A 25,298-nucleotide genomic window follows, 5' to 3' on the forward strand; every position below is an offset into this window, starting at 1 on the left:
GCCTGGGTGGTCCGGGCAGGTGTCCGTTCTCTCACCCTGACGGGCGACTCGCGACGGAGCGAAGCTGACGACAGTCCGACGCACGCACAGTGCTCAGCCGCGTTCGAAGCGGTAACCCATGCCCGGTTCGGTGACGAAGTGCCGGGGGTGCGAGGGGTCCGCCTCCAGCTTGCGCCGGAGCTGGGCCATGTAGACCCGCAGATAGTTGGTCTCGGTGCCGTACGAAGGCCCCCACACCTCCTGCAGCAGCTGCTTCTGGCTGACGAGCCGGCCGCTGTTGCGCACCAGCACCTCCAGCAGATGCCACTCGGTCGGGGTGAGCCGCACGTCGCGTCCCTCGCGCTGGACCTTCTTCGCCGCCAGGTCGACGGTGAACCCCTCGGTCTCGACCATCACGATGTCGTCGGCGCCGTCCTGGCCGACCGGTTCGGCCCGCCGGACCGAGGCGCGCAGCCGGGCCAGCAGCTCGTCCATGCCGAACGGCTTGGTGACGTAGTCGTCGGCTCCTGCGTCCAGCGCCTCGACCTTCTCGTCGGAGGTGTGGCGGGCGGAGAGCACCAGGATCGGCACCCGGGTCCAGCCGCGCAGCCCCCTGATCACCTCCACGCCGTCCATGTCCGGCAGTCCGAGGTCGAGGACGACGACATCGGGGTGGCGCGCGGCGGCGAGCTGGAGGGCGGTCGCACCGTCGGGCGCCGCGTCCACCTCGTACTTGCGTGCCTTCAGATTGATCACGAGGGCGCGTACGATCTGCGGCTCGTCGTCGACCACAAGCACCCGGGTCATAGGGAACCTGCCTTTCTGCTGTACGGAATTGCTACGGAGAGCGGTACTGGTATCAGTGCGGCGATCACGAGACGGCCTGCGCGGGCAGATCGGTACCGGTCGGAACGTATCCCGATACCGCCTTGAGCGTCAGGACCATGGTCATGCCACCACCGGGGGTGTCCTCGGCGTCGAGAGTGCCGCCCATGGACTCCACGAAGCCGCGGGCGACGGCGAGCCCCAGGCCGACGCCGGCGCCGCGCGGGGCGTCGCCGTAACGCTGGAAGGGTTCGAAGATCCGCTCCTTGCCCTCGTCGGGGACGCCGGGACCGCGGTCGGCCACCCGGAGCTCGACCCGGGAGCCGAGCGCGCTGGCGGCCACGGTGACGCGCTCCCCGTCGGGGCTGTACTTGACGGCGTTCTCGACGATGTTCGCGACGGCCCGCTCCAGCAGCCCCGGGTCGACGGCGACCATCGGCAGCGTCTCCGGGATGTCCAGGTCGACGCTGCCCTCCGGTACGCCTCCGAGCGCCATCGGGACCACCTCGTCGAGGTCGATCTCGCGGATCAGCGGGGTGACGGTGCCGGTCTGCAGCCTCGACATGTCGAGGAGGTTGCCGACCAGATGGTCGAGCCGGTCGGCGCCGTTCTCGATGCCTTCGAGGAGCTCCGCCTCATCCGCCTCCGACCAGGCAACGTCGTCGGAGCGCAGCGAGCTGACGGCGGCCTTGATGGCGGCCAGCGGGGTCCGCAGATCGTGGCTGACGGCGGCGAGGAGCGCGGTCCTTATCCGGTTCCCCTCGGCGAGCCGACGGGCCTCCTCCGCCTCCCCGACCAGGCGCTGCCGGTCGAGTACGACGGCGGCCTGGGCGGCGAACGCGCCGAGTACCCGGCGGTCCTCGGCGGGCAGCACCCGGCCGGAGAGCGCGAGCGCCATGTGGTCGCCCACGGGCATGTCCACATCGGCGTCCTCGGGGCGGGAGACGGGCGCAGGGCCGACACTGCCCGCACAGGTCCACGGGTCGACGTCGCTGCGCCGCTCGAGGAGCGCCACGGACTCCATCGCGAAGGTCTCGCGGACCCGGTCCAGCAGGGCGTCCAGGGCGGTCTCGCCCCGCAGCACGCTGCCGGCCAGGAAGGACAGGATCTCGGACTCGGCTCGCAGTCGGGCCGCCTGATGGGTACGGCGGGCCGCCAGGTCGACGACGGAGGCAACTGACACCGCGACCGCGAAGAAGATCACGATGGCGACCAAGTTCCTCGGGTCCTGCACCGTCAGGGTGTGGGTCGGCGGGGTGAACCAGTAGTTCAGCAGCAGCGAGCCGACGGCCGCGGACGCGAGGGCGGGCAGCAGCCCGCCGAGCAGGGCTGCTGCGACCGTCATGAAGAGGAAGAGCAGGACGTCGTTGGCGAGCCCCGGACCGTTCGTCATTCTGGTCAGGAGCAGCGTGAGCAGGACCGGACCGCCGACCCCGGTCAACCAGCCCCAGATGATCCGGGCCCGGCCGAGCCGGGCGCCGCGGGCGATCGGCAGTCCGCGGCCCTTGGCGACCTCGTTGTGCGTGACGATGTGGACGTCGAGGTCGGGGCCGGACTCGCGGGCGACGGTGGCGCCGACGCCGGGGCCGTAGATGTACTGCCAGGCCTTGCGGCGGCTGGAGCCGAGCACGATCTGAGTGGCGTTGACACCCCGGGCGAACGCGAGGAGTGCCGAGGGTATGTCGTCGCCGATGACGTGGTGGAACGTACCGCCGAGGTCCTCGACGAGGGTGCGCTGAGCGGTGAGTTCCTTGGGCGACGCGGAGGTCAGTCCGTCGCTGCGGGCGATGTAGACGGCGAGGATCTCGCCCCCTGAGCCTTTTGCGGCCATCCGGGACGCGCGGCGGATGAGCGTACGGCCCTCGGGTCCGCCGGTCAGCCCGACGACGATGCGTTCGCGAGCCTGCCAGGTGGTGCTGATGTTGTGTTCGCCGCGGTACTGCTGGAGGTACTCGTCGACCCGGTCGGCGACCCAGAGCAGGGCGAGCTCGCGCAGGGCGGTGAGGTTGCCCGGGCGGAAGTAGTTGGACAGGGACGCGTCGATCCGGTCCGGCTTGTAGATGTTGCCGTGGGCCATCCGGCGGCGCAGTGCCTGGGGTGACATGTCGACCAGCTCGATCTGGTCCGCCCGGCGGACGACCTCGTCGGGGACGGTCTCACGCTGCCGCACGCCGGTTATGGACTCGACGACGTCGCCGAGCGACTCCAGGTGCTGGATGTTGACGGTGGAGACGACGTCGATGCCCGCCTGGAGGAGCTCTTCGACGTCCTGCCAGCGTTTGGCGTTGCGGGAGCCCGGCACATTGGTGTGGGCCAGTTCGTCCACCAGGGCGACGGCCGGGGCACGGTCCAGGACCGCGTCGACGTCCATCTCGCTGAAGACGGTGTCCCGGTATTCGATCGCGCGGCGCGGGACCTGCTCCAGGCCGTGCAGCATCACCTCGGTGCGCGGCCGGTTGTGGTGTTCCACGAACCCGACGACGCAGTCGGTGCCCCGCTCCACCCGACGGTGGGCCTCGGAGAGCATCGCGTACGTCTTGCCGACGCCCGGTGCCGCGCCCAGGTAGATCCGAAGCTTGCCGCGTGCCATGGCCCCATTGTCTTTCAGATGAGCGACTGCGGCCGATGCGGCAGCCGCTGACGAAGCTACCTCGAATATTTACGACAAAAGGGACGCAAGGTCGGACAGGAGACCGAATTGACAGAATTCTGATGCCCCTGAACGGGGAGACAGCGCATATCACGACAGGTAACGAAAAAGTGCCCGGACGAGCCCGGACACCCCTCCCCTACGCGTGCTGCTCGGCGACAAGCCCGTCCCTCAGCTCCAGCACCCGGTCCGCCAGCCCCAGCAACTGCGCATCGTGCGTCGCCACCAACGCGGTCACCCCCTCGCTCCGCACCACCGCCCGCAACAGCTCCATCACGGCGAGCCCCGTCTCCGCGTCGAGCTGTCCCGTCGGCTCGTCCGCGATCAGCAGCGCGGGCCGGTTGGCGAGCGCACGAGCGATGGCGACGCGCTGCTGCTGGCCGCCGGAGAGCTCCCCGGGTCGCTGCGCACCGTGGTCGCCGAGCCCGACCAGGGAGAGCAGCAACGCCACCCGGTCCTCCCGCTCGCGCGGGTCCGCCTTGCGCAGCCGCATCGGTACGCCGACGTTCTCCGCGGCGGTCAGGATCGGGATCAGGCCGAACGACTGGAAGATGAAGCCGATCCGGTCCCGGCGCAGCTCCAGCAGCCCGTCCTCGCCGAGCTCGGAAAGGTCCGTGCCGTCGACGGTGATCCGGCCGCGGTCGGGGCTGTCGAGGCCGCCGACCAGGTTCAGCAGGGTCGTCTTGCCGGAGCCTGAGCGCCCCTTGAGTGCGACGAGTTCACCGCGCGGCACGTCGAAGGAGATCCCGCGCAGCGCGTGGACGGCGCCCGCGCCGCTTCCGTACGAGCGGTGCAGGTCCTCGATGCGGACCATCGGCCCGCGGGCCGGGTCCTCGGCGACCGCCGTGCCGCCCTGCCCGCCCGTGCTCTTTTCGCCGGTGCTGTCGGTCATGCGCTCCCCCATGCGTGGTTGGTCCTCGTCGGCCGCCAGTATGTGCATGAGGCACACGGCCGGGCAATGCCCGAGATCCTCCGGGCGGACACGGCGTCGGGCCGCCGTGGTCCGTACAGCATGACCACGGCGGCCCGGCACATCCGTCGGCGGCGAATCAACCCCCGTTCACCAGCTCCTTGAGTGCGATGTTGAGCTTCAGGACGTTGACCCGGGGCTCCCCCACGAAACCGAGGGTCCGGCCGTCGGTGTGCTGTTCCACCAGCTTCTCCACCTGGTCGACGCCGAGGTGGTTCCGCTCGGCGACGCGGCGTACCTGGAGCTGTGCGTACTGCGGGGAGATGTCCGGGTCGAGACCGGAACCGGAGGAGGTGACGGCGTCGGCCGGCACGGCCGAGGGGCTGACCGCGTGGCCGGGCACGGAGTTGTCCTTGACCACGGCGGCCTTGGCGGCGGTGACCCAGTCGATCAGGTCCTTGTTGTCGCCGGACCGGTTGGTCGCACCGGAAAGGATCAGCTTGTACTGGGTGTTGACGCTGTTGCTGCCGAGGCCGTTGGACGGGCGCGGCTGGAACCACTTGAGGTCCGGGGCCGCGGTCTCCTCGCCCTTCTTCAGCGGCAGGTCGTAGCGCTGGCCGATGAGTTCGGAGCCGACGACCTTGCCGTTCGCCGTGATCTCGGACCCGTTGGCCTTGCCCGGGAGGATGCCCTGGGCGACACCGGTGACGGCGAGCGGGTAGATCACGCCGCAGACGATCGTCAGGACGAGCAGGGCGCGCAGCCCGGCCCAGAGCAGCCGAACGGTGTTTCCTGCGGAGTTGTTCATGGAGGTCATGGCGCGATCAGCCGATTCCGGGAATGAGGGAGATGAGCAGGTCGATGATCTTGATGCCGATGAACGGGGCGACCAGGCCGCCGAGGCCGTAGATCCCGATGTTGCGGCGGAGCATCGAGTCGGCGCTGCTCGGCCGGTAGCGCACGCCCTTCAGGGCGAGCGGCACCAGCGCAATGATGATCAGCGCGTTGAAGATGACCGCGGACAGGATCGCGGACTCCGGCGAGGACAGCTGCATGATGTTCAGCTTGTCCAGGCCCGGGTAGACCACCGCGAACATCGCCGGGATGATCGCGAAGTACTTCGCGACGTCGTTGGCGATCGAGAAGGTCGTCAGCGCGCCGCGGGTGATCAGCAACTGCTTGCCGATCTCCACGATCTCGATGAGCTTGGTCGGGTTGGAGTCCAGGTCCACCATGTTCCCGGCCTCCTTGGCGGCCGAGGTACCGGTGTTCATCGCCACGCCGACGTCGGCCTGGGCCAGCGCGGGCGCGTCGTTGGTGCCGTCACCGGTCATCGCGACGAGCTTGCCGCCCGCCTGCTCACGCTTGATGAGGGCCATCTTGTCCTCGGGCGTGGCCTCGGCGAGGAAGTCGTCGACCCCCGCCTCCTCGGCGATGGCCTTCGCGGTCAGCGGGTTGTCACCGGTGATCATCACGGTCCGGATGCCCATCCGGCGCAGCTCGTCGAACCGCTCCCGCATCCCTTCCTTGACGACGTCCTTGAGATGGATGACGCCGAGGACCCGGGCGCCCTGCTCGTCGTCGACGGCGACGAGCAGCGGCGTGCCGCCCGCCTGGGAGATCCGGTCCGTGAGCGTGCGGGCGTCCGGCGAGACGGTGCCGCCCCGCTCCTCGACCCAGGCGACGACCGAGCCGGTCGCACCCTTGCGGATCCTGCGTCCCTCGACGTCCACACCCGACATCCGGGTCTGTGCGGTGAAGCCGACCCAGTCGGCCCCGACGAGCTCGCCCTGGTGACGCTCGCGAAGCCCGTACTTGTCCTTGGCCAGTACGACGACGGAGCGGCCCTCGGGCGTCTCGTCGGCGAGCGAGGAGAGCTGTGCGGCGTCCGCCAGCTCGGCCTCCGTCGTGCCCTTGACGGGTACGAACTCGGCGGCCTGCCGGTTGCCGAGCGTGATCGTGCCGGTCTTGTCGAGCAGCAGCGTCGACACATCGCCGGCGGCCTCGACGGCGCGTCCCGACATGGCGAGCACATTGCGCTGGACGAGGCGGTCCATGCCCGCGATACCGATCGCGGAGAGCAGCGCGCCGATCGTGGTCGGGATCAGACACACCAGCAGGGCGGTCAGCACGATCATCGACTGCTTGGCACCCGCGTAGATCGCGAACGGCTGCAGGGTGACGACCGCGAGCAGGAAGACGATGGTCAGGGACGCGAGCAGGATGTTCAGCGCGATCTCGTTGGGCGTCTTCTGCCGGGAGGCACCCTCGACCAGACTGATCATCCGGTCGATGAACGTCTCACCCGGCTTGGTGGTGACCTTGATGACGACGCGGTCGGAGAGCACCTTCGTACCACCGGTCACGGCCGAGCGGTCGCCACCCGACTCCCGGATGACCGGCGCCGACTCCCCGGTGATGGCCGACTCGTCGACGCTGGCGACACCCTCGACGACGTCACCGTCGCCGGGGATGATGTCGCCCGCCTCGCAGACCACCAGGTCACCGATGCGCAGATCGGTGCCGGGCACCTGCTCCTCGGTCCTGCCGTCCTTGGACAGCCGGCGCGCGACGGTGTCGGTCTTGGCCTTGCGCAGCGTGTCGGCCTGAGCCTTGCCACGGCCCTCGGCGACCGCCTCCGCCAGATTGGCGAAGATCGTGGTGAGCCAGAGCCACGCGGCGATCGCCCAGCCGAACCAGTCGGTCGGGTCCATGGCGGCCAGAACGGTGGTGACCACCGAACCGACCAGCACCACGAACATCACCGGCGACTTGATCATCACCCGGGGGTCGAGCTTGCGTACCGCGTCGGGGAAGGATTTGAGCAGCTGCTTCGGGTCGAACAGACCTGCGCCGACACGCCCTTCATCCTTGTGCCCCGTGGGCACGTCGCTGTGCGGCGCCCGAGTGGGAGTAGTCGTGGACACGATGTCCTCTTGCTTCTCTATTCGAGTGGTCATGACGCCAGCCCCTCGGCGAGCGGTCCCAGTGCCAGCGCGGGGAAGAAGGTCAGACCGGTGACGATCAGGATCGTGCCGACCAGCAGACCGGTGAAGAGCGGCTTGTGCGTACCGAGCGTGCCCACGGTCGCCGGGACAGGCTTCTGCTCCGCGAGCGAACCCGCCAGCGCCAGAACGAACACCATGGGCAGGAACCGGCCCAACAGCATCGCGATCCCGATAGTGGTGTTGAACCACTGCGTGTCCGCGTTCAGACCCGCGAACGCCGAACCGTTGTTGTTGGCACCCGACGTGTACGCGTACAGAATCTCGGAGAACCCGTGCGCACCCGAGTTCGTCATCGAGTTGACCGGAGTGGGCAGAGCCATCGCCGCAGCGGTGAAGCACAGCACCAGCGCCGGAGTGATCAGGATGTAGCACGCCGCAAGCTTGATCTCACGGGTACCGATCTTCTTGCCGAGGTACTCCGGGGTACGACCGACCATCAGACCCGCGATGAACACCGCGATGATCGCCATGATCAACATGCCGTACAGGCCCGACCCGGTACCACCCGGAGCGATCTCACCGAGCTGCATACCCAGCATCGTGATACCGCCGCCGAAGCCGGTGAACGAGGAGTGGAAGGAGTTCACCGCACCGGTCGAGGTCAGCGTGGTGGCCACCGCGAAGATCGACGAACCGCCGACCCCGAACCGGGTCTCCTTGCCCTCCATCGCCCCACCCGCGATGTCGAACGCCGGCCCGTGATGGGCGAACTCCGTCCACATCATCAACGCGGTGAAGCCCAGCCAGATCACACCCATCGTCGCCAGGATCGCGTACCCCTGCTTCAGGGAGCCCACCATCCGGCCGAACGTACGGGTCAACGCGAACGGAATGACCAGGATCAGGAAGATCTCAAGAAGGTTCGACAGCCCGTTGGGGTTCTCGAACGGATGCGCCGAGTTGGCGTTGAAGTAACCACCACCATTGGTACCCAGCTCCTTGATCGCCTCCTGCGAGGCGACCGCACCACCGTTCCACTGCTGCGAGCCGCCCAGGAACTGGCCGACCCCGTGGATACCCGAGAAGTTCTGGATCGCACCGCACGCCACCAGGGCAACCGCACCCACCACCGAGATCGGCAGCAGGATCCGCACGGTGCCCCGCACCAGGTCGGACCAGAAGTTGCCGAGCTCACCGGTACGCGAACGGGCAAAGCCCCGCACCAGCGCGACCGCGACAGCGATACCCACCGCGGCCGACACGAAGTTCTGCACCGCCAGACCACCGGTCTGCACGACATGGCCCATCGCCTGCTCGCCGTAGTACGACTGCCAGTTGGTGTTCGCGACGAACGACGCCGCCGTGTTGAACGCCTGGTCCGGATCGATCGAGGCGAAGCCGAGCGAGCCGGGCAGACTGCCCTGGACACGCTGCAGCAGATAGAGGAACAGCACGCTCACCGCGGAGAACGCCAGGACACCACGCAGATAAGCGGGCCACCGCATCTCCGTATCAGGATTCGCACCGATGGACTTGTAGATCCACTTCTCGACCCGCAGATGCTTCTTCGAGGAGTAGACGGCGGCCATGTAGTCGCCGAGAGGGCGGTACGCCAGACCCAGCGCCACCACGAGCGCGAGCAGCTGGAGCACACCAGCAAGGACGGGGCTCATATCGGGCTCAGAACCTCTCCGGGTACAGAAGGGCGAGGACGAGATAGCCCAGCAGAGCGACGGCCACGATCAGACCGACAACGTTCTCGGCAGTCACAGCTTCGCCACCCCCTTGGCAACGAGAGCCACCAGCGCGAAGACCGCGATCATGGTGACGACGAAGGCCATGTCGGCCACCGTGTGCTCCTAGATGAGATTCGGATTTTCGGACCTCATGAGCAAACCCTCGTCCGAAGCCCCTGTGGCCTGCGTTGATGCCTTTCTTACGGGTAGGGGCGCGCCCTTGACGGCGCCCATACGTGCCTCATACGCGCCCCATATATGCGCCGGTACGCGCGCCGCGCGGGCACACAGAAGGCCGGTGGGCCGTACTTCCCTGCGGGGAAGTACGGCCCACCGGCCTGAGCTGTCTCGAGCCGCGGTCGGCGACTCAGCGCACCTCGGTGATCTCGGGTCCGCGCTGGAGCTGACCCATGCCACCGGAGAACTTGGAGCCCTCCTGGTCCTCCTGCTGCACACCCTCGGGCACCATCTGGGCGTCGTTGGGGAGCTTGAGGACGATCGGGTCGCGCGGCGCCATCGGGCCCTCGCCACGGACGACCACGGTGTCCCGGAAGATCGTTTCCAGCAGTCCGGCGGCCTCCGGCTGCACGGCTCCCTGACCGGAGATCACTCCGCGCAGGAACCAGCGGGGCCCGTCGACGCCGACGAAGCGCACCAGCTGCACGCCGTTCGTCCCGTCCGGAAGCTGTACGGGGACCTGTGCCCGCAGCTCCCAGCCCAGCGGGCCCTCGAGCTCGTCGATGATCCCGCCCTGCTTGGTGATGCCGGTGGCGATCTCCTCGCGGACCTCGCCCCAGATGCCCTCTTTCTTGGGGGCGGCGAAGGCCTGCAGCTGGATCGCGCTGTCGCGCAGCACGACAGTGGCGGCGACGATCGCGTCTCCGGCGACCTCGACGCGCAGCTCCATGCCCTCGACCCCGGGGACAAAGATGCCGCCCAGGTCGACCCGGCCCTCGCCGGGCTGGGAGACCTCGTCGATGTCCCACGGTCCGTCCGGCCGCGGCGCCGGCGGGAGATTCACCCGGCGCGCACCGCTCTCGGCGGCGTCGGTGTCATCGAGCTCGTCGACGACCTGCTCGGCCTCGCGCGCTTCGTCCGCCACATCCTCGGCGGAACCACTCTTCTTGCGACGTCCGAACACGTCACTGTCCTTCCCGGTCGGGTACGACCGAAGCGTAGCTGTTCCCGCCCTGGGTGATCCCGCCCCTGACGCCATCAACATCGTCACCGGTGGCATGCCCGCCGGTGGATCCGAAACCACCCTCGCCCCGGGCCGAGCCGGGCAGCTCCGACACCTCGTGGAAGCGCACCTTCTCGACCTGCTGGACGACCAGTTGGGCAATCCGGTCGAACCGCTCGAACCGTACGGTCTCGCGCGGGTCGAGATTGATGACGATCACCTTGATCTCTCCACGGTACCCGGCATCAACCGTCCCCGGGGCATTCACGAGGGCGACTCCGCAGCGTGCTGCGAGGCCGGACCGCGGGTGCACGAAGGCGGCGTACCCGTCGGGCAGGGCGATCGACACGCCGGTGGGCAGCACCACCCGTTCCCCGGGGGCGAGTTCGGCGGCCTCGGTGGTCACCAGGTCGGCCCCCGCGTCGCCCGGGTGCCCATATGCCGGAATCGGCACCTCCGGATCGACCCGGCGAATCAGTACGTCGACGGGATGGCGCATCACGGGTTCACCTCGAAGGCGCGGACACGCTTGGACTGGTCCGGGTCGGCCATCGCGGCCTGGATCTCGGCCGGGCGGCCGTTCTCGATGAAGTGGTCGACCTTGACCTCGATGAAGAGGGCCTCGGCGCGGACCGCGACAGGCCCGTCCGGGCCGCCGATCCGGCCGGTCGCACGGGAGTAGATCTTCCGGCCGTGCACGGCGGTGATCTCGGCGTCCAGGTGCAGCACGGTGCCCACCGGCACCGGACGCACGAAGTCGGTCTCCAGCCGTCCGGTCACCGCGATCACCCGCAGCAGCCAGTTCAGCGAGCCGAGCGTCTCGTCCAGCGCGGTGGCCAGTACGCCGCCGTGCGCCAGACCGGGAGCGCCCTGGTGGGCGGGCTTCACGGTGAACTCGGCGGTGACACTCACACCCTCGCCGGCCCGCGCCTGGAGGTGCAGGCCATGTGCCTGCCCCCCACCGCAACCGAAACAGTGTTCGTAGTGCGAACCGAGGAGCTCGCCGGGGGCCGGGGCGTCGGGGTGCCGGACCGGTTTCACCGCGCCGGCCGGCGGCTTCAGAGCCGCAGATGTTCCACTCACAGGCGCAGACCTTACCCGCGCGGGTACCCGCAGGTCGCGCCGTGCCAAGCTTGGGTTCATGCAGCCTTCCACCCCGCCTTTCGACGAACGTCTGACCGCGCCCCGTTCGTGGTGGCTCATCGCCTTCCTGATCGGCGTCGCCTGCGCCCTGATGCTGCTGCCGCTCGGCACCCTGCCGCTGCTGGCCGGCCTGGTCGGCGGCACGGCTCTGGCCTCGCTCGCGGTCAGCTCGTACGGCTCCGCCCGGATCCGGGTGGTGGCGGGCGCCCTGGTCGCGGGCGACGCCCGGATCCCGGTCTCGGCGCTCGGCACGGCCGAGGCGCTGGACGCCGAGGAGGCGCGCGCGTGGCGCTCGTACAAGGCGGACACCCGCGCGTTCATGCTGCTGCGCAGCTACATCCCCACGGCGGTACGGGTAGAGGTCACGGACCCCCAGGACCCGACCCCGTACGTCTATCTGTCGACCCGGGAGCCGCAGGCCCTGGTGGCGGCGCTCACGGCGGTACGGGCGTAGGACGCACGGCCGGCGGCGGCTGCCGGGGCATCGAGGGCTCAGCCCTCGATCTCCTTCGGGAGGTCCTTGTGCAGCTTTCGGGGCCGCTCCAGCGGCGGCTGCTCCGGAAGCCGGTCCCAGGGGACCTGGCCCTTGCGCAGGTCCTTCCTGACCTTCTCGGCAAGCTTCTTCGTGTCGCGGCGGTTCATCATCGCGCCGACGGCGGCGCCGACCATGAACGGGATCAGGTTCGGCAGATCGCGCGCCATGCGCTTCATGATCTGCTGGCGCAGCTCCCGCTTCATCTGGCCGCCCAGCGCCGCATTGACCGTCGTGGGGTGGCCGGCGTCGATGCCGCGCTCCTCCGTCCAGGAGGTGAGGTACGCGGTGCTGCGCTGGGTGAGGCCGCCCGGCGGGCGCTGACCGTAGACCTCGTGCAGTTCGGCCACGAGCTTCATCTCGATCGCGGCCACGCCGGTGATCTCCGCGGCCAGCTCGGCGAGCATGGCCGGCGGTACGGGCATCATGGCCGCCGCGCCGATACCGGCGCCCACGGTGGCCGTGCCCTTGCTCGCACCTGCGACGAGTTTGTCGGCGAGCTCCTCGGGACCGAGTCCCGGGAACTGCCTGCGCAGGGTGGCAAGGTCGCGCACAGGGACGCGGGGAGCCGTTTCGATGATCCGGTCGGCGATATGACCGATCGCCGACCTGGCGCTCTCCCCGCCCTTGCGGACGCCCCGTTTCACTGATTGCAGACGGCCTGCCCCGGTCACGGGCTCCGTCCTGTCGACCTGCTGCTCGGCCCCATCGGCCGCGTCGACTGCTGGTGCTGCCACTCGTCCTGCTCGTGCCACCTCTGCTGCGATGGCGGCTTCCACTGCTTCGAGCGAGGCCCAGCGGCCCCGCTCGTCGTCAGACTCGCCCGGAGGGGGTGGCAGGGCGGACCGCTCGGCAGGCGCTGCTACGCCTTCCACCGGGCCTGTACCGCCCTGATACGCCTCCGACGACCTCTTACGCCACAAGCGCCGCTTCCGGAACGGTGTATCGCCTGCCACGGCCGACCGAACCTAGTCGCAGTCGCGGCAGATCGGCTGGCCGTTCTTCTCGCGAGCCAGCTGACTCCGGTGGTGCACGAGGAAGCAGCTCATGCACGTGAACTCATCGGCCTGCTTGGGCAGAACCCTTACAGCGAGCTCTTCATTGGACAGGTCTGCGCCGGGCAGCTCCAGTCCTTCGGCCGCGTCGAACTCGTCGACGTCGACGGCGGACGCCGTCTTGTCGCTCCGGCGTGCCTTGAGCTCTTCAAGACTGTCCTGGTCGACGTCGTCATCGGTCTTGCGTGGGGTGTCGTAATCCGTTGCCATTTGTCGCACTCCCCCTCTGGGTGTCTGCGGTGTCTCAGCGCACGTAACGCGTGAGAGGCCGGACTTGTGCCCGACCCGAGGCGGAGATTTTGCCTCACATCAAGGTCTGTTACTCAATCGACACCCGAGCGGACCTCTCGAGAGCGATCGGCTTGGGTGGCGAAGGGGACCGTACACGGTCCGAACGCCGCGCTTCACGGGCGCCACCCCGTGTACTTCCCGTGATATCAACCCCCGAAAACCCCGACTTTTGCCGGATTTTTGGTGGGAGGCCTGATCACGGAGCGTGGATGGTCCGAAATTCGCTCCTGTGATCGATCACACACGGCACTTCCGGGCACGGGTCCCGAAAATTCCGCTCAAAGCGAACAGGGCGATCTGTGTGCGAATCGCTCGGACCAGCCTCTCAGACCGGCAGGGTGACGCGCATCACGAGACCACCACCCTCACGGGGCTCCGCGATGATACGGCCGCCATGAGCGCGCGCCACCGACCGCGCGATCGACAGGCCGAGCCCGACCCCCTTGTCGCTGCCCGTTCGCTCCGTACGGAGCCGCCTGAAGGGCTCGAAGAGGTTGTCGATCTCGTACGCCGGCACCACCGGGCCGGTGTTCGAGACCACCAGCACCGCCTGTCCCGGCTGCAGCTCGGTGGTGACCTCCACCCAGCCCTCCTCCGGAATGTTGTAGCGCACGGCGTTCTGCACGAGGTTCAGCGCGATCCGCTCCAGCAGCACACCGTTGCCCTGGACGACGGCGGGCACGATCTCGCCGCGGAACTCCACGCCCTTCTCCTCGGCCTCGCCGCGCGTCTGGTCGAGCGCCCGGGAGGCGACCTCGGCCAGGTCGACCGGTTTGCGCTCGATGATCTGGTTGTCGCTCCGGGCGAGCAGCAGCAGGCCCTCGACCAGCTGCTCGCTGCGCTCGTTGGTGGCCAGCAGGGTCTTGCCGAGCTGCTGGAGCTCCGGCGGCGCCTGCGGGTCGGAGAGATGGACCTCCAGCAGCGTGCGATTGATCGCGAGCGGGGTGCGCAGCTCGTGCGAGGCGTTCCCGACGAACCGCTGCTGTGCGGTGAAGGCCCGTTCCAGCCGGTCGAGCATGTCGTCGAAGGTGTCGGCGAGCTCCTTGAGCTCGTCGTCCGGACCGTCCAGCTCGATCCGCCGGGACAGGTCCGTACCGGCGACCTGGCGGGCGGTCCTGGTGATCCGGCCCAGCGGGGAGAGCACCCGCCCCGCCATGGCGTAGCCGAAGGCGAAGGCGATGACGCTCAGGCCGACGAGGGCCAGCAGCGAGCGGTTCAGGAGCGTGTCGAGCGCCTGCTGCCGCTGATGGTTGACGCACGAGTTCATGGCCGCGTTGACAGCGCTCGGCGACGATCCCTCACCGGACAGGTTGCACACGTCGCTGGACACCTGGCCGCTCACGATCTTGAACGGCAGCTCGCTGCCCACGTGCAGGGCCTGTGCGGCCAGCATGTAGATGATCGAGAGCAGCAGGATGCCGGCGATCAGGAACATCCCGCCGTACAGGAGGGTGAGCCGTATCCGGATGGTCGGGCGCAGCCAGGGGTACGGGGGCTCCAGCTGTTTGGGGTCCCAGGTGGGCTTCGGGGGCGCCGCGGGTGGCGCCGGGGCGGCGGACACCGGCGTCAGATCCGGTAGCCGGAGCCGGGCACGGTGACGATCACCGGCGGCTCTCCGAGTTTGCGGCGCAGCGTCATGACCGTCACCCGCACGACGTTGGTGAACGGGTCGGTGTTCTCGTCCCAGGCCTTCTCCAGCAGCTGTTCCGCCGAGACGACCGCTCCCTCGCTGCGCATGAGCACCTCCAGCACGGCGAACTCCTTCGGCGCGAGCTGGATCTCGTGCTCGTCGCGGAAGACCTCGCGGCGGTTGGGGTCCAGCTTGATGCCGGCGCGCTCCAGGACGGGCGGCAGCGCGACCGTCGTACGGCGCCCGAGGGCCCGTACCCGCGCGGTCAGCTCGCTGAAGGCGAACGGCTTGGGCAGATAGTCGTCGGCTCCGAGCTCCAGGCCCTCCACACGGTCGCTGACGTCCCCGGATGCGGTGAGCATGAGCACCCGGGTCGGCATGCCCAGCTCGACGATGCGACGGCAGACGTCGTCGCCGTGCACCAGGGGGAGGTCCCGGTCCAGCACCACCACGTCGTAGTCGTTGACCTCGATGCGCTCCAGGGCGGCCGCACCGTCGTACACGACGTCGACGGCCATGGCCTCCCGGCGCAGTCCGGTGGCCACCGCATCGGCGAGCAGTTGCTCGTCCTCCACGACGAGTACGCGCACGGCGCTGTCCTTCCTTTGAAACTTCAGAACGTCCGAATGAGCGCACGGACCGTGATCCGGGCCGCTCAGCAGCACTGTCTGTGCGGCACCATCCTGCCCGCAACGCGTATAAACCGGCGGTAAGGCGGCGCGGCACGACCTGCGGCTTCCGGGAATTCACCGGATTTCCGGGCCAGTTGAGGTTTCTCTGAGCCCGGGGCTGGGGAGGACGAATTCACACCCGCGATCACGCCATGTATGTGGCACTCCACGGCCGCTCCGTCCCCCGGAGAGTGCGTGATCACCCGCCCTACCGCCCTCGGCGGAGGGAAACCCGGGCACACCCCCGTGCCACCGACCCACGATGAGGGGGCGCACTATGGACGCTTTCACCGCAGGTCTGCTGCAACGAATCAGGACGACCGAGTCCGACCTCACCCGTGCTCGTGAGACGGGCGACGACTTCCTCGCGGACGTCGAGCAAGGAGAACTGGACGACCTGCACCGCCTGGCCGCCGAGCACGGCGTCGAAATCGGCGCCTCGGCCGTCTGAGTCGTCGGCACAGGGCCCCGGCGTCGCCAGCGACGCCGGGGCCCTGTGCCGTCCGTCAACGTCCACCACAGCCCGTACCAGGGGCTTTGCCGGTGGTGCCGTCAGTCGTGCCAGGCGCCCAGCTCCTCCAGCAGCGCCTGCAGGGGCTCGAAGACGCCCGGCGTGGCGGCCAGTGTCAGCTCGCCGTCGGCAGCCAGCCCGGGCCGCCCGCCGGTGCGGGCGCCCGCCTCCCGGGCGATCAGGTCACCGGCCGCGAGGTCCCAGGGGTGGAGCCCGCGCTCGTAGTAGCCGTCCAGCCGGCCGGCGGCGACGTCGCAGAGATCGATGGCGGCCGAGCCGCCGCGCCGGATGTCGCGCAGCTTCGGGATCAGCTGCTGGGCGACATCCGCCTGATGCCTACGGACGTCTGTGACGTAGTTGAAGCCGGTGGAAACCAGCGCCTGATCGAGCGGCGGCGCGGGCCGGGTGCGCAGCGCCGCACCTTCGCCGTACGCCCCGCCGTTTGCGTACGCACCGCCGCCGAGGACCGCGAAGTACGTCTCGCCGCGCATCGGGGCCTCCACCACGCCCACGACCCGCTCGCCGTCCCGCTCGGCGGCGATCGAGACGGCCCATGTCGGCAGTCCGTAGAGGTAGTTCACCGTGCCGTCGAGCGGATCGATGACCCAGCGGATGCCGCTGCTGCCCGCGGAGCTGGCGCCCTCCTCACCGAGGAAGCCGTCCTGGGGTCGGCGCTCGGCAAGGAAGCCGGTGATCAGCTTCTCGGCTGCGATGTCCATCTCGGTGACGACATCGATGGGGCTCGACTTCGTCGCGGCCACGCCCAGATCGGCGGGGCGGCCGTCGCGCAGCAGCGCACCGGCGCGCCGGGCGGCCTCCCGTGCGAGGTCGAGCAGTTCGGACTGGACGGGGTCGGTCACAGAGGACACAGGGGTCACAGCGGTACAGCGCTCCTAGGCGTAGGGACTGTCGGCGCCCGCGGCGGCGGGCTTGAGGGCACGGGCCGGGCAGCAGCCGACGGGACAGAGGTCGTGGCTCGGGCCGAGCGCCCCGAGCGCGCACCGCTCCACCGGGCGTCCCTGCTCGGTGACGGCGCGCTCCAGCACCAGCTCGCGCACGGCCGCGGCGAACCGCGGGTCGGCGCCGACCGTTGCGGACCGGCGGACCGGCAGGCCGAGCTCGGCGGCCTTCGCGGTGGCCTCGGTGTCGAGGTCGTACAGGACTTCCATGTGGTCCGAGACGAAGCCGATGGGGGCCATCACCACGGCGGGCACGCCCTCCCCGTGGAGCGCCTCCAGGTGGTCGCAGATGTCGGGCTCCAGCCACGGGATGTGCGGGGCACCGCTGCGCGACTGGTAGACGAGCTGCCACGGGTGGTCGGTGCCCGTCTCCTCGCGGACGGCGTCGACGATCAGCCGTGCGACTTCGAGATGCTCGGCCACATAGGAGCCACCGTCGCCGTGCGTCTCCTCGGGGCCGGAGGTGTCGGCGGCGGAGGTGGGGATGGAGTGCGTGGTGAAGGCGAGGTGGGCGCCGGCCCTGACGTCCTCGGGAAGATCGGCCAGCGACTTCAGGACGCCGTCCACCATGGGCCGTACGAAGCCGGGGTGGTTGAAGTAGTGCCGGAGCTTGTCGACGCGTGGCACCGGCAGCCCTTCGGCCTCCAGGGCGGCCAGCGACTCGGCGAGGTTCTCGCGGTACTGACGGCACCCGGAGTACGAGGCGTAGGCGCTGGTGGCGAGGACGGCGATGCGGCGGTGCCCGTCGGCGGCCATCTCGCGCAGGGTGTCGGTGAGGTACGGGGCCCAGTTGCGGTTGCCCCAGTACACCGGCAGATCGAGTCCGTGTTCCGCGAAATCCTTGCGCAGGGCGTCCAGCAGGGCCCTGTTCTGGGCGTTGATCGGGCTGACGCCGCCGAACAGGAAGTAGTGCTTGCCGACCTCCTTGAGCCGCTCCTCGGGGATGCCGCGGCCGCGCGTCACGTTCGCCAGGAACGGGACCACGTCGTCCGGACCTTCGGGTCCGCCGAAGGAGAGCAGCAGCAGGGCGTCGTAGGGAGCGGGAGCGCACAGATCGGACATGGGAACGATCCTGCCACCCGCCTGTGACAGCGCGTCGACCGACGTCCATCGGCGCGCCCGTCGGGCACCCGCCGCGGTGTCCTGCGCAGTTGGCCGCCCGTAAGCTGTAGCGGCCACCTTCACGCATTACACCCGTGCATGACCTCGCTGTACCGGAGCCTCGCTTGCCCAGTCCCTACCGCGCGATATTCGCCGCCCCCGGCACCAAGGGGTTCTCGGCGGCCGGCTTCTTCGGCCGGATGCCGCTGTCCATGATGGGCATCGGCGTGGTGACCATGGTGTCCCAGATCACCGGCCGATACGGGCTCGCGGGAGCGCTCTCCGCGACGCTGGCCATGTCGGCCGCGGTCCTCGGCCCGCAGGTGTCCCGGCTCGTCGACCGGCACGGGCAGCGGCGCGTCCTGCGTCCGGTCACCCTGGTCGCGATAGCGGCGGTGGCCGGTCTGCTGATCTGCGCACAGCAGCGGCTGCCGGACTGGACACTCTTCGTCTTCGCGGCGGGCGCCGGCTGCGTCCCCAGCGTGGGTGCGATGACCCGGGCCCGCTGGGCGGAGATCTACCACGGTTCGCCGCAGCAGCTGCACACCGCGTACTCGTGGGAGTCGATCGTCGACGAGGTGTGTTTCATCTTCGGGCCGATCGTCTCGATCGGCCTGTCCACCGCCTGGTTCCCCGAGGCGGGTCCGCTGCTGGCCGCCGGGTTCCTGCTCGTCGGCGTCTTCTGGCTGACCGCCCAGCGTGCCACGGAGCCGGTGCCGCACCCGCGCGAGCAGCACAGCAGCGGCTCGGCGCTGCGCTCCCGCGGTCTGCAGGTGCTCGTGGCCACCTTCGTGGCGACCGGCGCGATCTTCGGGGCGGTCGATGTGGTGACGGTGGCTTTCGCCGAGGAGCACGGCCACAAGGCCGCGGCGAGCCTGGTGCTGGCCGTGTACGCGCTGGGGTCCTGCCTGGCCGGAGCCGTCTTCGGGCTGCTCAGCCTCAAGGGAAAGCCGGCCACCAGGTGGTTGGTGGGTGTGTGCGCGATGGCCGTGAGTATGATCCCCCTCCAACTGGCCGGGAACCTGCCGTTCCTGGCCGTGGCGCTCTTTGTCGCGGGCCTCGCCATCGCACCGACGATGGTGACCACCATGGCCCTCGTCGAGCAGCACGTGCCACGCGCCAAGCTGACCGAGGGCATGACCTGGACCGGTACCGGGCTCGCCGTCGGTGTGGCGCTCGGCTCCTCGGCCGCAGGCTGGGTGGTCGACGCGTCCGGGGCTGCGGCGGGGTACGCGGTGCCCGTCGTGGCGGGAGCGCTCGCGGCCGCGGTGGCGTTCCTGGGGTATCGCCGGCTGGCCGAGCCGGTTCCTACGGGGAGGCGCGGGGAAGATGACCGACACCTACGCACGGACGACGACGAGCGCGTGGCGTAACTGGGCGGGAAATGTCACCGCCCGTCCGGCCCGGACCGCCGCCCCCGCATCCGTCGACGAGCTGGTGCAGGCACTGCGAAGGGCTTCCGAGGACGGTCTGAAGGTGAAGCCGGTCGGTACCGGCCACTCGTTCACCGCCACCGCGGCCACCGACGGCCTCCTGATCCGCCCCGCTCTGCTCACCGGCATCCGGGAGATCGACCGCAAGGCGCTGACGGTGACCGTCGAGGCCGGCACCCCGCTGAAGCGGCTGAACACCGCGCTCGCCCGGGAGGGCCTGTCGCTCACCAACATGGGCGACATCATGGAACAGACGGTCGCCGGGGCCACTTCGACCGGCACCCACGGGACCGGCCGCGACTCGGCGTCCATATCGGCCCAGATCCGCGCCCTGGAACTGGTCACGGCGGACGGCACGGTCCTGACCTGCTCCGAGAAGGAGAACGCCGACATCTTCGCCGTTGCCCGGATCGGGCTCGGCGCCCTGGGCGTCATCACGGCGATCACATTCGCCGTGGAGCCGGTCTTCCTGCTGACGGCCCGTGAGGAGCCGATGGCCTTCGACCAGGTCACGTCCGACTTCGATCAGCTGGTCGCCGAGAACGAACATTTCGAGTTCTACTGGTTCCCGCACACCGGCAACTGCAACACCAAGCGCAACAACCGCAGCGCGGGCCCCGCCGCTCCGCCCGGCAAGGTCAGCGGCTGGATCGAGGACGAGCTCCTCTCCAACGGGATCTTCCAGGTGGCCTGTTCGCTCGGCCGGGCGGTCCCCGCAGCCATCCCGTCGATAGCCAAGCTCTCCAGCCGCGCCCTGTCGGCCCGTACGTACACCGACATCCCGTACAAGGTCTTCACCAGCCCGCGCCGGGTCCGCTTCGTGGAGATGGAGTACGCCCTCCCGCGCGAGGCCGCTGTCGACGCGCTGCGCGAACTGAAGACGATGGTCGACCGTTCACCGCTGCGGATCAGCTTCCCGGTGGAGGTCCGCACGGCCCCCGCGGACGACATCGCGCTCTCCACGGCTTCGGGCCGGGAGAGCGCGTACATCGCCGTCCATCTCTACAAGGGCACGCCCTACCAGGCGTACTTCACCGCGGTCGAGCGGATCATGACCGCCCATGGCGGCCGCCCGCACTGGGGCAAGGTCAACACCCGCGATGCCGAGTACCTGGCCGGGGTGTATCCGCGGTTCGGCGAGTTCACCGCCGTACGCGACCGGCTCGACCCGGACCGGCTGTTCGGCAACGACTATCTGCGCCGGGTCCTGGGCGACTGACCACGACAGCAGCGGTCAGCGGCCACCGGTGTCCGTGCCGGTCGTGGCGGGGTCCTCCTGCCCCGGGGCGATGCCCGCGCCGGTGGAGTCCGGAGCGACGCTGCTGCCGTCGCTCGGCGTCGGGGTGGGCGTGGGGGCCGGGGCCGTCTCATCGCCACCCGGGCTCGACGGTGTGGGGGTGGGCGTCGGTTCGATCGTGGGACTGTCCCCCTGTCCCGTGTCCGGGCTCCGGCTCTGCCCTTCCTGTGAGTCCGTGCCGGGCGTCCCGCCGCTCTCCTGACCCGGCGTCCGCCCCTGACCCGGATCGCCGCTGACCGAAGGCGCCGGGTCGTCGTGCCCCGGGCCCTGGGCCCCACCGCGCACGACAGAGCCGACGGTCGTTCCCTGACCACCGCTCAGATCGTTGCCGGAGATCAGCTCGTACGTGGTGATGCCGGCCATCGACACGGCGAAGACCGCCACCGCGCCGAGCACGGGACGCTTCCAGCCGCGGATCCGGGTGCCATGGGTGGTGGACGCGGTGAACTCCTCGTCCGGGGCCGCCGGATACGACACGAGCAGCCGGGTCGCGTTGCCGGCGGGCGGCTCCAGCAGTTGCGTACGGTCCGGATCTGCCGTCACTGTACGGAGCACCGTCGTGGCGTCCACGGATGCGTCCGACAACCGTCGCCCGCTCCCCGATCCAGACGGCTCGCGCGCCCCACGGGTGTCCCGCGTCTCCCTCGTATATACCGTGACTTCACGGATCTGCTCGCCCGTACGACGGAAGAAGTGCTGGAAGACGGAGCCGCCGCAGGTGGCGACGACACTCATCACTCCGGCTCCGAGAATCGTTCCGTACACGCCCAGTTGCGAGGCCGCCACGGCTGCCGCGATCGCTGCCACGGCACTCCCCGCCACCTGCGGCACGTTCAGATCTATACGCCTTTCCTTGGGTTCTATGTCAGTTTCCGGCTTCTGCACCATTCCCAGCCCTTGATTGACATCTCTCCCACCATGCAACAGGAAGGGACAATTGGGCGAAGTAAATGGTTCCACTTCAGGCGATTCTGTGAAGCAGGACACGCATCAGGGGCATATCGCGGCCAAGTGGGTATCCGAACTCCCGTGCCTGACGAGAACTTCGGCGGCGCGCCGGTCCACCCACATGGCCCGAATGGAGTACTGTGGCGAGCCCTGGGGCCGGACTCCCACGTGGTGTCCGGGATCTTCGGGAGGGGGCCGAAGGAGGCACTCGATCCGGCGGCGCCACGGCATCGCACGGGGGCCAGCTACGCAGGGTGACAGATAGTCACTCAGCGTCGCACATCAGGTCACCGTGTCATACCGGCGATCAAGGGCTCACGCCCGACACGCCGGGCAACACGGCAATGTTGTGGCAGGCTGCACCCGGGCAGGCCACACTCGACTAGCGGAAGCAGCGACGCACGTGACGTCGGCAGGCACCACCCGGGAGGTCCCCATGCCCGAACTGCGTGTCGTGGCCGTCTCCAACGACGGCACACGACTGGTGCTCAAGGCTGCGGACAGCACGGAGTACACGCTTCCGATCGACGAGCGGCTGCGCGCCGCCGTGCGCAACGACCGCGCGCGCCTCGGCCAGATCGAGATCGAGGTGGAGAGCCACCTCCGCCCCCGCGACATCCAGGCCCGTATACGAGCCGGTGCCTCCGCGGAGGAGGTCGCTCAGCTCGCCGGAATTCCGGTCGACCGTGTCCGCCGCTTCGAGGGCCCCGTGCTCGCCGAGCGTGCCTTCATGGCCGAGCGGGCCCGGAAGACTCCCGTGCGCCGTCCCGGCGAGAACACCGGCCCCCAGCTCGGCGAGGCGGTGCAGGAACGACTCCTGCTGCGCGGCGCCGACAAGGAAACCGTCCAGTGGGACTCGTGGCGCCGCGACGACGGCACCTGGGAAGTCCTGCTCGTGTACCGGGTCGCGGGCGAGCCGCACTCGGCGAGCTGGACGTACGACCCGCCGCGCCGGCTGGTGCAGGCCGTGGACGACGAGGCGCGTTCGCTGATCGGCGAGACCGACGATGTCGCCGCGCCGGAGCCGAGCTTCCCGTTCGTGCCGCGGATCGCGCGGCTGCCGCGTGACCGGCCGCTGGACCGTGCCCTCGACCGCCAGATGGAACGGCCCGCTCCGCCACCCCCGCCCGAGCCGGACGAGCACATCGTCACCGCCTCGGCCAGCGAACGCGACTCGCTGACCAGCCTGCTGGAGGCGGTGCCGAGCTTCCGTGGCGACATGGTGGTACCGGAGCGGCCCGCGCCGCCCGAGCCGCCGACGACCACTCCTGCCGCGCAGGAGCCGGAGGCCGACGAGCCGCCGGCTGCGGCGGCTTCCGCAGGAGCCGGTTCCGCCTATGCGGATGTGCTGATGCCGCGAGCGGTGGCCGGCCACCGCGACCGGCTGACCGGCACGACGGACCGCCAGGCCGAGGCGGACGGCGTCCGTCCGGGCCGCCGGGCCGCGGTGCCGAGCTGGGACGAGATCGTCTTCGGCACCCGCCGCAAGAAGCAGGACTGACCGGGGTGACCGTGGCATGACGAGGGCCCGTACGCCGCTGCGTACGGGCCCTCGTGCTCTCTGCCCGTCCGACCGGAACCCATTTCCGCAGTTCCGCTTACTGGCGGGACCGACGCCGCTACTGCGGATCGGGGCCCTTGGCGACCGGCCGGGACTCGTCGGCGGACCACTCGGACCAGGAGCCCGCATACAGCGCAGCGGGAATCCCGGCGACGGCCAGAGCCAGCACCTCGTGCGCGCCGGAGACACCGGACCCGCAGTAGACGCCGACCTCCGGCGCACCCTCCGTACCGAGCTCCTTGAATCGGGCCGCCAGCACCTCTGCGGGCAGGAACCGGCCGTCGGCGCCGGCGTTCTCGGAGGTCGGGGCCGAGACCGCGCCCGGGATATGACCACCGACCCGGTCGATCGGCTCCACATCGCCTCGGTAGCGCTCCGCGGCCCGGGCGTCGAGCAGCAGGCCGGAGCGGGCCGTTGCCGCGGCGCCGTCGGCGTCCAGCAGGGGCAGTGCGCCCGGCGCGGGCCTGAAGTCGCCCTCGGCAGGGGTGGGCGTCTCGGTGGAGAGCTCGCCCTCCCATGCGGCGAGACCGCCGTCCAGTACGCGGACGTCCGGGTGCCCAGTCCAGCTCAGCAGCCACCAGGCGCGTGCGGCGGCCCAGCCCTGGCCGCCGTCGTAGACCACCACGGGAGTGTCCCGGCTGACGCCTGCGCGGCGCATCGCTGCGCCGAATTCCTCCGGGTCCGGCAGCGGATGACGGCCGCCGCTGCCTGCAGGTCCGGCAAGTTCCGCGTCCAGATCGACAAAGACCGCGCCCGGGATGTGCCCGGCCTCGTAGTCGGGGAGGCCGTGCGGGCCGCCGAGTTGCCAACGTACGTCCAGGAGCACCGGCGGACGCGGCCCCGCCGATTCGCTCACGCATTCGGGTACGGAGATGATGGGCTTCATGGGTGCCATCCTCGCGCAGGAGGCGTCAGACCCGTAACAGCACCGAAGCGGGCACATCGCAATAAACCGGGCTTCCTCTGTCGACATACCGGAAAATGCGGCGCGGCCGGGACGCATCGTGCGCCGGGTGATGCAAGCATCTGCACGGGGCGCACACCTCTCGCACCGCCGGTCGGCGCGTCGGCCCCGTTCCCCCCGTACGGCCACCACGATGGTCCGAGAAGAGAGTGACGATGACCGAGGCTGCCGCCCGGCGCACACCCGGAACACCTTGCTGGGTGAGCTTGATCGTGCACAGTCTGTGTACGACGCAGGAGTTCTACGCCGACCTGTTCGGCTGGGAGTTCGTGCCCGGCCCGGACCAGCTGGGCCCCTACGTCCGCGCGCTGATCGACGGGAAAGAGGTCGCGGGCATCGGACAGCTGCCGCCCGACCGGCACCTGCCGGTCGCCTGGACGACATACCTGGCCACCGACGACGCAGACGTGACGGCGGAGGCGATCCGCTCCTGCGGGGGGACGGTCGGCGTCGGTCCGCTCGACGCGGCCGACGCGGGCCGGATGGCCATCGTCTCCGACCCGAGCGGGGCCGTTTTCGGGATCTGGCAGGCCGCGGCGCACGTCGGTACGGCGCTCGCGGGGGCTCCCGGAACCCCGGTCTGGAACGAGCTGGTGACCAGCGAGACCTCGACGGTCGCCAAGTTCTACCAGGCGGTCTTCGGATTCGAGCCGGAAGCGGTCGTCTCGGCCGACTTCGACTACCAGACGCTGCATCTGGGCGGCCGCCCGGTGGCCTCGCTGCACGGCGTCGGCCGCGCGCTGCCGCGCGACCGGGGCCCGCACTGGATGACGTACTTCGAGGTCGCCGACACCGACGAGGCCGCCGCGCGGGTGGTGGACCTCGGCGGGCATGTGCTGCAGCCACCGCGGGAGGGATCGAGCGGCCGTGTGGCGACGGTCTCGGACCCGGAGGGCGCGGTCTTCACGATCGTACGATCGGCGGATCGCTGATCCCGCACTGCCGATGGCCGCGCAGCCCGGGCCTCTTCGGTT

General features: G+C 69.8%; 24 protein-coding genes. 6 read left to right on the plus strand and 18 right to left on the minus strand.

Features of this window, described 5'->3' with window-relative positions; translation table 11 throughout:
• Positions 1–93: 93 nt before the first annotated feature.
• The 10 genes from OHB49_RS12425 to OHB49_RS12470 all read right to left on the minus strand — a co-directional run bounded on the left by OHB49_RS12425 (position 94) and on the right by OHB49_RS12470 (position 11,311).
• Positions 94–786 (minus strand): response regulator, encoded by a 693-nt coding sequence (locus OHB49_RS12425; RefSeq protein WP_030980344.1) that lies wholly within the window; start codon positions 784–786, stop codon positions 94–96.
• Positions 787–850: 64 nt separating this feature from the next.
• Positions 851–3,394 (minus strand): sensor histidine kinase KdpD, encoded by a 2,544-nt coding sequence (locus OHB49_RS12430; RefSeq protein ID WP_329160256.1) that lies wholly within the window; start codon positions 3,392–3,394, stop codon positions 851–853.
• Positions 3,395–3,593: 199 nt separating this feature from the next.
• Complete coding sequence (locus OHB49_RS12435) at positions 3,594–4,346, minus strand: ABC transporter ATP-binding protein (protein ID WP_329160258.1); 753 nt, start codon at positions 4,344–4,346, stop codon at positions 3,594–3,596.
• Between the two features lie 157 nt (positions 4,347–4,503).
• A complete protein-coding gene (locus tag OHB49_RS12440) occupies positions 4,504–5,172 on the minus strand; it encodes a potassium-transporting ATPase subunit C (protein WP_329166454.1) in 669 nt (222 codons plus the stop codon).
• A 16-nt stretch (positions 5,173–5,188) separates the two neighbouring features.
• Positions 5,189–7,324 carry a potassium-transporting ATPase subunit KdpB gene (gene kdpB / locus OHB49_RS12445; RefSeq protein ID WP_329160260.1) on the minus strand — a complete coding sequence of 712 codons (2,136 nt, stop codon included), beginning with the start codon at positions 7,322–7,324 and terminating at the stop codon, positions 5,189–5,191.
• Positions 7,321–8,985 carry a potassium-transporting ATPase subunit KdpA gene (gene kdpA, locus OHB49_RS12450; protein WP_329158345.1) on the minus strand — a complete coding sequence of 555 codons (1,665 nt, stop codon included), beginning with the start codon at positions 8,983–8,985 and terminating at the stop codon, positions 7,321–7,323. Before kdpA ends, kdpB begins: the two co-directional genes overlap by 4 nt.
• A 7-nt stretch (positions 8,986–8,992) precedes the next feature.
• Positions 8,993–9,082 carry a K(+)-transporting ATPase subunit F gene (gene kdpF / locus OHB49_RS12455; protein ID WP_037823947.1) on the minus strand — a complete coding sequence of 30 codons (90 nt, stop codon included), beginning with the start codon at positions 9,080–9,082 and terminating at the stop codon, positions 8,993–8,995.
• Positions 9,083–9,415: 333 nt separating this feature from the next.
• Complete coding sequence (locus tag OHB49_RS12460; RefSeq protein WP_313939589.1) at positions 9,416–10,189, minus strand: DUF3710 domain-containing protein; 774 nt, start codon at positions 10,187–10,189, stop codon at positions 9,416–9,418.
• A gap of 1 nt (position 10,190) precedes the next feature.
• Positions 10,191–10,727: a dUTP diphosphatase gene (gene dut / locus OHB49_RS12465; RefSeq protein ID WP_030973995.1), complete on the minus strand. Its 537-nt coding sequence runs from the start codon at positions 10,725–10,727 to the stop codon at positions 10,191–10,193.
• Positions 10,727–11,311, minus strand: a complete 585-nt coding sequence (locus OHB49_RS12470; RefSeq protein ID WP_030973996.1) for a PaaI family thioesterase — start codon at positions 11,309–11,311, stop codon at positions 10,727–10,729. The genes dut and OHB49_RS12470 overlap by 1 nt, the downstream gene beginning before the upstream one ends.
• 58 nt (positions 11,312–11,369) lie before the next feature.
• Between OHB49_RS12470 and OHB49_RS12475 the strand changes: the two genes are divergently transcribed.
• On the plus strand, positions 11,370–11,825 hold the full coding sequence (locus tag OHB49_RS12475) for a DUF3093 domain-containing protein (protein ID WP_030973997.1): 456 nt from the start codon (positions 11,370–11,372) through the stop codon (positions 11,823–11,825).
• A gap of 38 nt (positions 11,826–11,863) precedes the next feature.
• Here OHB49_RS12475 and OHB49_RS12480 read toward each other — a convergent pair whose 3' ends face one another.
• From OHB49_RS12480 to OHB49_RS12495, 4 genes are all read right to left on the minus strand, one after another.
• Positions 11,864–12,859: a hypothetical protein gene (locus OHB49_RS12480; RefSeq protein ID WP_329160265.1), complete on the minus strand. Its 996-nt coding sequence runs from the start codon at positions 12,857–12,859 to the stop codon at positions 11,864–11,866.
• Positions 12,860–12,871: 12 nt separating this feature from the next.
• Positions 12,872–13,168 carry a DUF4193 domain-containing protein gene (locus OHB49_RS12485; protein WP_003965732.1) on the minus strand — a complete coding sequence of 99 codons (297 nt, stop codon included), beginning with the start codon at positions 13,166–13,168 and terminating at the stop codon, positions 12,872–12,874.
• 406 nt (positions 13,169–13,574) lie between these two features.
• The gene (locus OHB49_RS12490) at positions 13,575–14,810 is read right to left on the minus strand and encodes a sensor histidine kinase (protein WP_329160267.1); all 1,236 of its coding nucleotides are present in this window, start codon (positions 14,808–14,810) and stop codon (positions 13,575–13,577) included.
• Between the two features lie 5 nt (positions 14,811–14,815).
• Complete coding sequence (locus tag OHB49_RS12495; protein WP_030927249.1) at positions 14,816–15,469, minus strand: response regulator transcription factor; 654 nt, start codon at positions 15,467–15,469, stop codon at positions 14,816–14,818.
• A gap of 358 nt (positions 15,470–15,827) precedes the next feature.
• Between OHB49_RS12495 and OHB49_RS12500 the strand changes: the two genes are divergently transcribed.
• Entirely contained in the window at positions 15,828–16,001 is a 174-nt protein-coding gene (locus tag OHB49_RS12500; RefSeq protein ID WP_199919231.1) for a hypothetical protein, read from the plus strand.
• Between the two features lie 101 nt (positions 16,002–16,102).
• On the opposite strand, the gene OHB49_RS12505 is transcribed toward OHB49_RS12500, so the two are convergent.
• Positions 16,103–16,921, minus strand: a complete 819-nt coding sequence (locus OHB49_RS12505; RefSeq protein ID WP_329160269.1) for an inositol monophosphatase family protein — start codon at positions 16,919–16,921, stop codon at positions 16,103–16,105.
• A 33-nt stretch (positions 16,922–16,954) separates the two neighbouring features.
• Complete coding sequence (locus OHB49_RS12510) at positions 16,955–18,082, minus strand: ferrochelatase (RefSeq protein ID WP_329160271.1); 1,128 nt, start codon at positions 18,080–18,082, stop codon at positions 16,955–16,957.
• A 164-nt stretch (positions 18,083–18,246) separates the two neighbouring features.
• On the opposite strand from OHB49_RS12510, the gene OHB49_RS12515 reads away from it, so the two are divergent.
• Complete coding sequence (locus tag OHB49_RS12515; RefSeq protein ID WP_327127167.1) at positions 18,247–19,494, plus strand: MFS transporter; 1,248 nt, start codon at positions 18,247–18,249, stop codon at positions 19,492–19,494.
• Positions 19,451–20,773 (plus strand): D-arabinono-1,4-lactone oxidase, encoded by a 1,323-nt coding sequence (locus tag OHB49_RS12520; protein WP_329160276.1) that lies wholly within the window; start codon positions 19,451–19,453, stop codon positions 20,771–20,773. The genes OHB49_RS12515 and OHB49_RS12520 overlap by 44 nt, the downstream gene beginning before the upstream one ends.
• A 15-nt stretch (positions 20,774–20,788) precedes the next feature.
• Here OHB49_RS12520 and OHB49_RS12525 read toward each other — a convergent pair whose 3' ends face one another.
• Positions 20,789–21,739 carry a hypothetical protein gene (locus OHB49_RS12525; RefSeq protein ID WP_329160278.1) on the minus strand — a complete coding sequence of 317 codons (951 nt, stop codon included), beginning with the start codon at positions 21,737–21,739 and terminating at the stop codon, positions 20,789–20,791.
• Between the two features lie 496 nt (positions 21,740–22,235).
• Here OHB49_RS12525 and sepH point away from each other — a divergent pair, with 496 nt between their 5' ends.
• Positions 22,236–23,300 carry a septation protein SepH gene (gene sepH / locus OHB49_RS12530; protein WP_329160279.1) on the plus strand — a complete coding sequence of 355 codons (1,065 nt, stop codon included), beginning with the start codon at positions 22,236–22,238 and terminating at the stop codon, positions 23,298–23,300.
• Between the two features lie 118 nt (positions 23,301–23,418).
• Here the strand turns inward: sepH and OHB49_RS12535 are convergent, their stop codons facing one another.
• Positions 23,419–24,246, minus strand: coding sequence for a sulfurtransferase (locus tag OHB49_RS12535; RefSeq protein ID WP_329160280.1), 828 nt, complete (start codon positions 24,244–24,246; stop codon positions 23,419–23,421).
• 233 nt (positions 24,247–24,479) lie between these two features.
• Here OHB49_RS12535 and OHB49_RS12540 point away from each other — a divergent pair, with 233 nt between their 5' ends.
• Positions 24,480–25,256, plus strand: a complete 777-nt coding sequence (locus tag OHB49_RS12540; RefSeq protein ID WP_329160281.1) for a VOC family protein — start codon at positions 24,480–24,482, stop codon at positions 25,254–25,256.
• Positions 25,257–25,298 lie beyond the last annotated feature (42 nt).

The sequence above is a fragment of the Streptomyces sp. NBC_01717 genome (genome assembly GCF_036248255.1).
GTDB lineage: Bacteria > Actinomycetota > Actinomycetes > Streptomycetales > Streptomycetaceae > Streptomyces.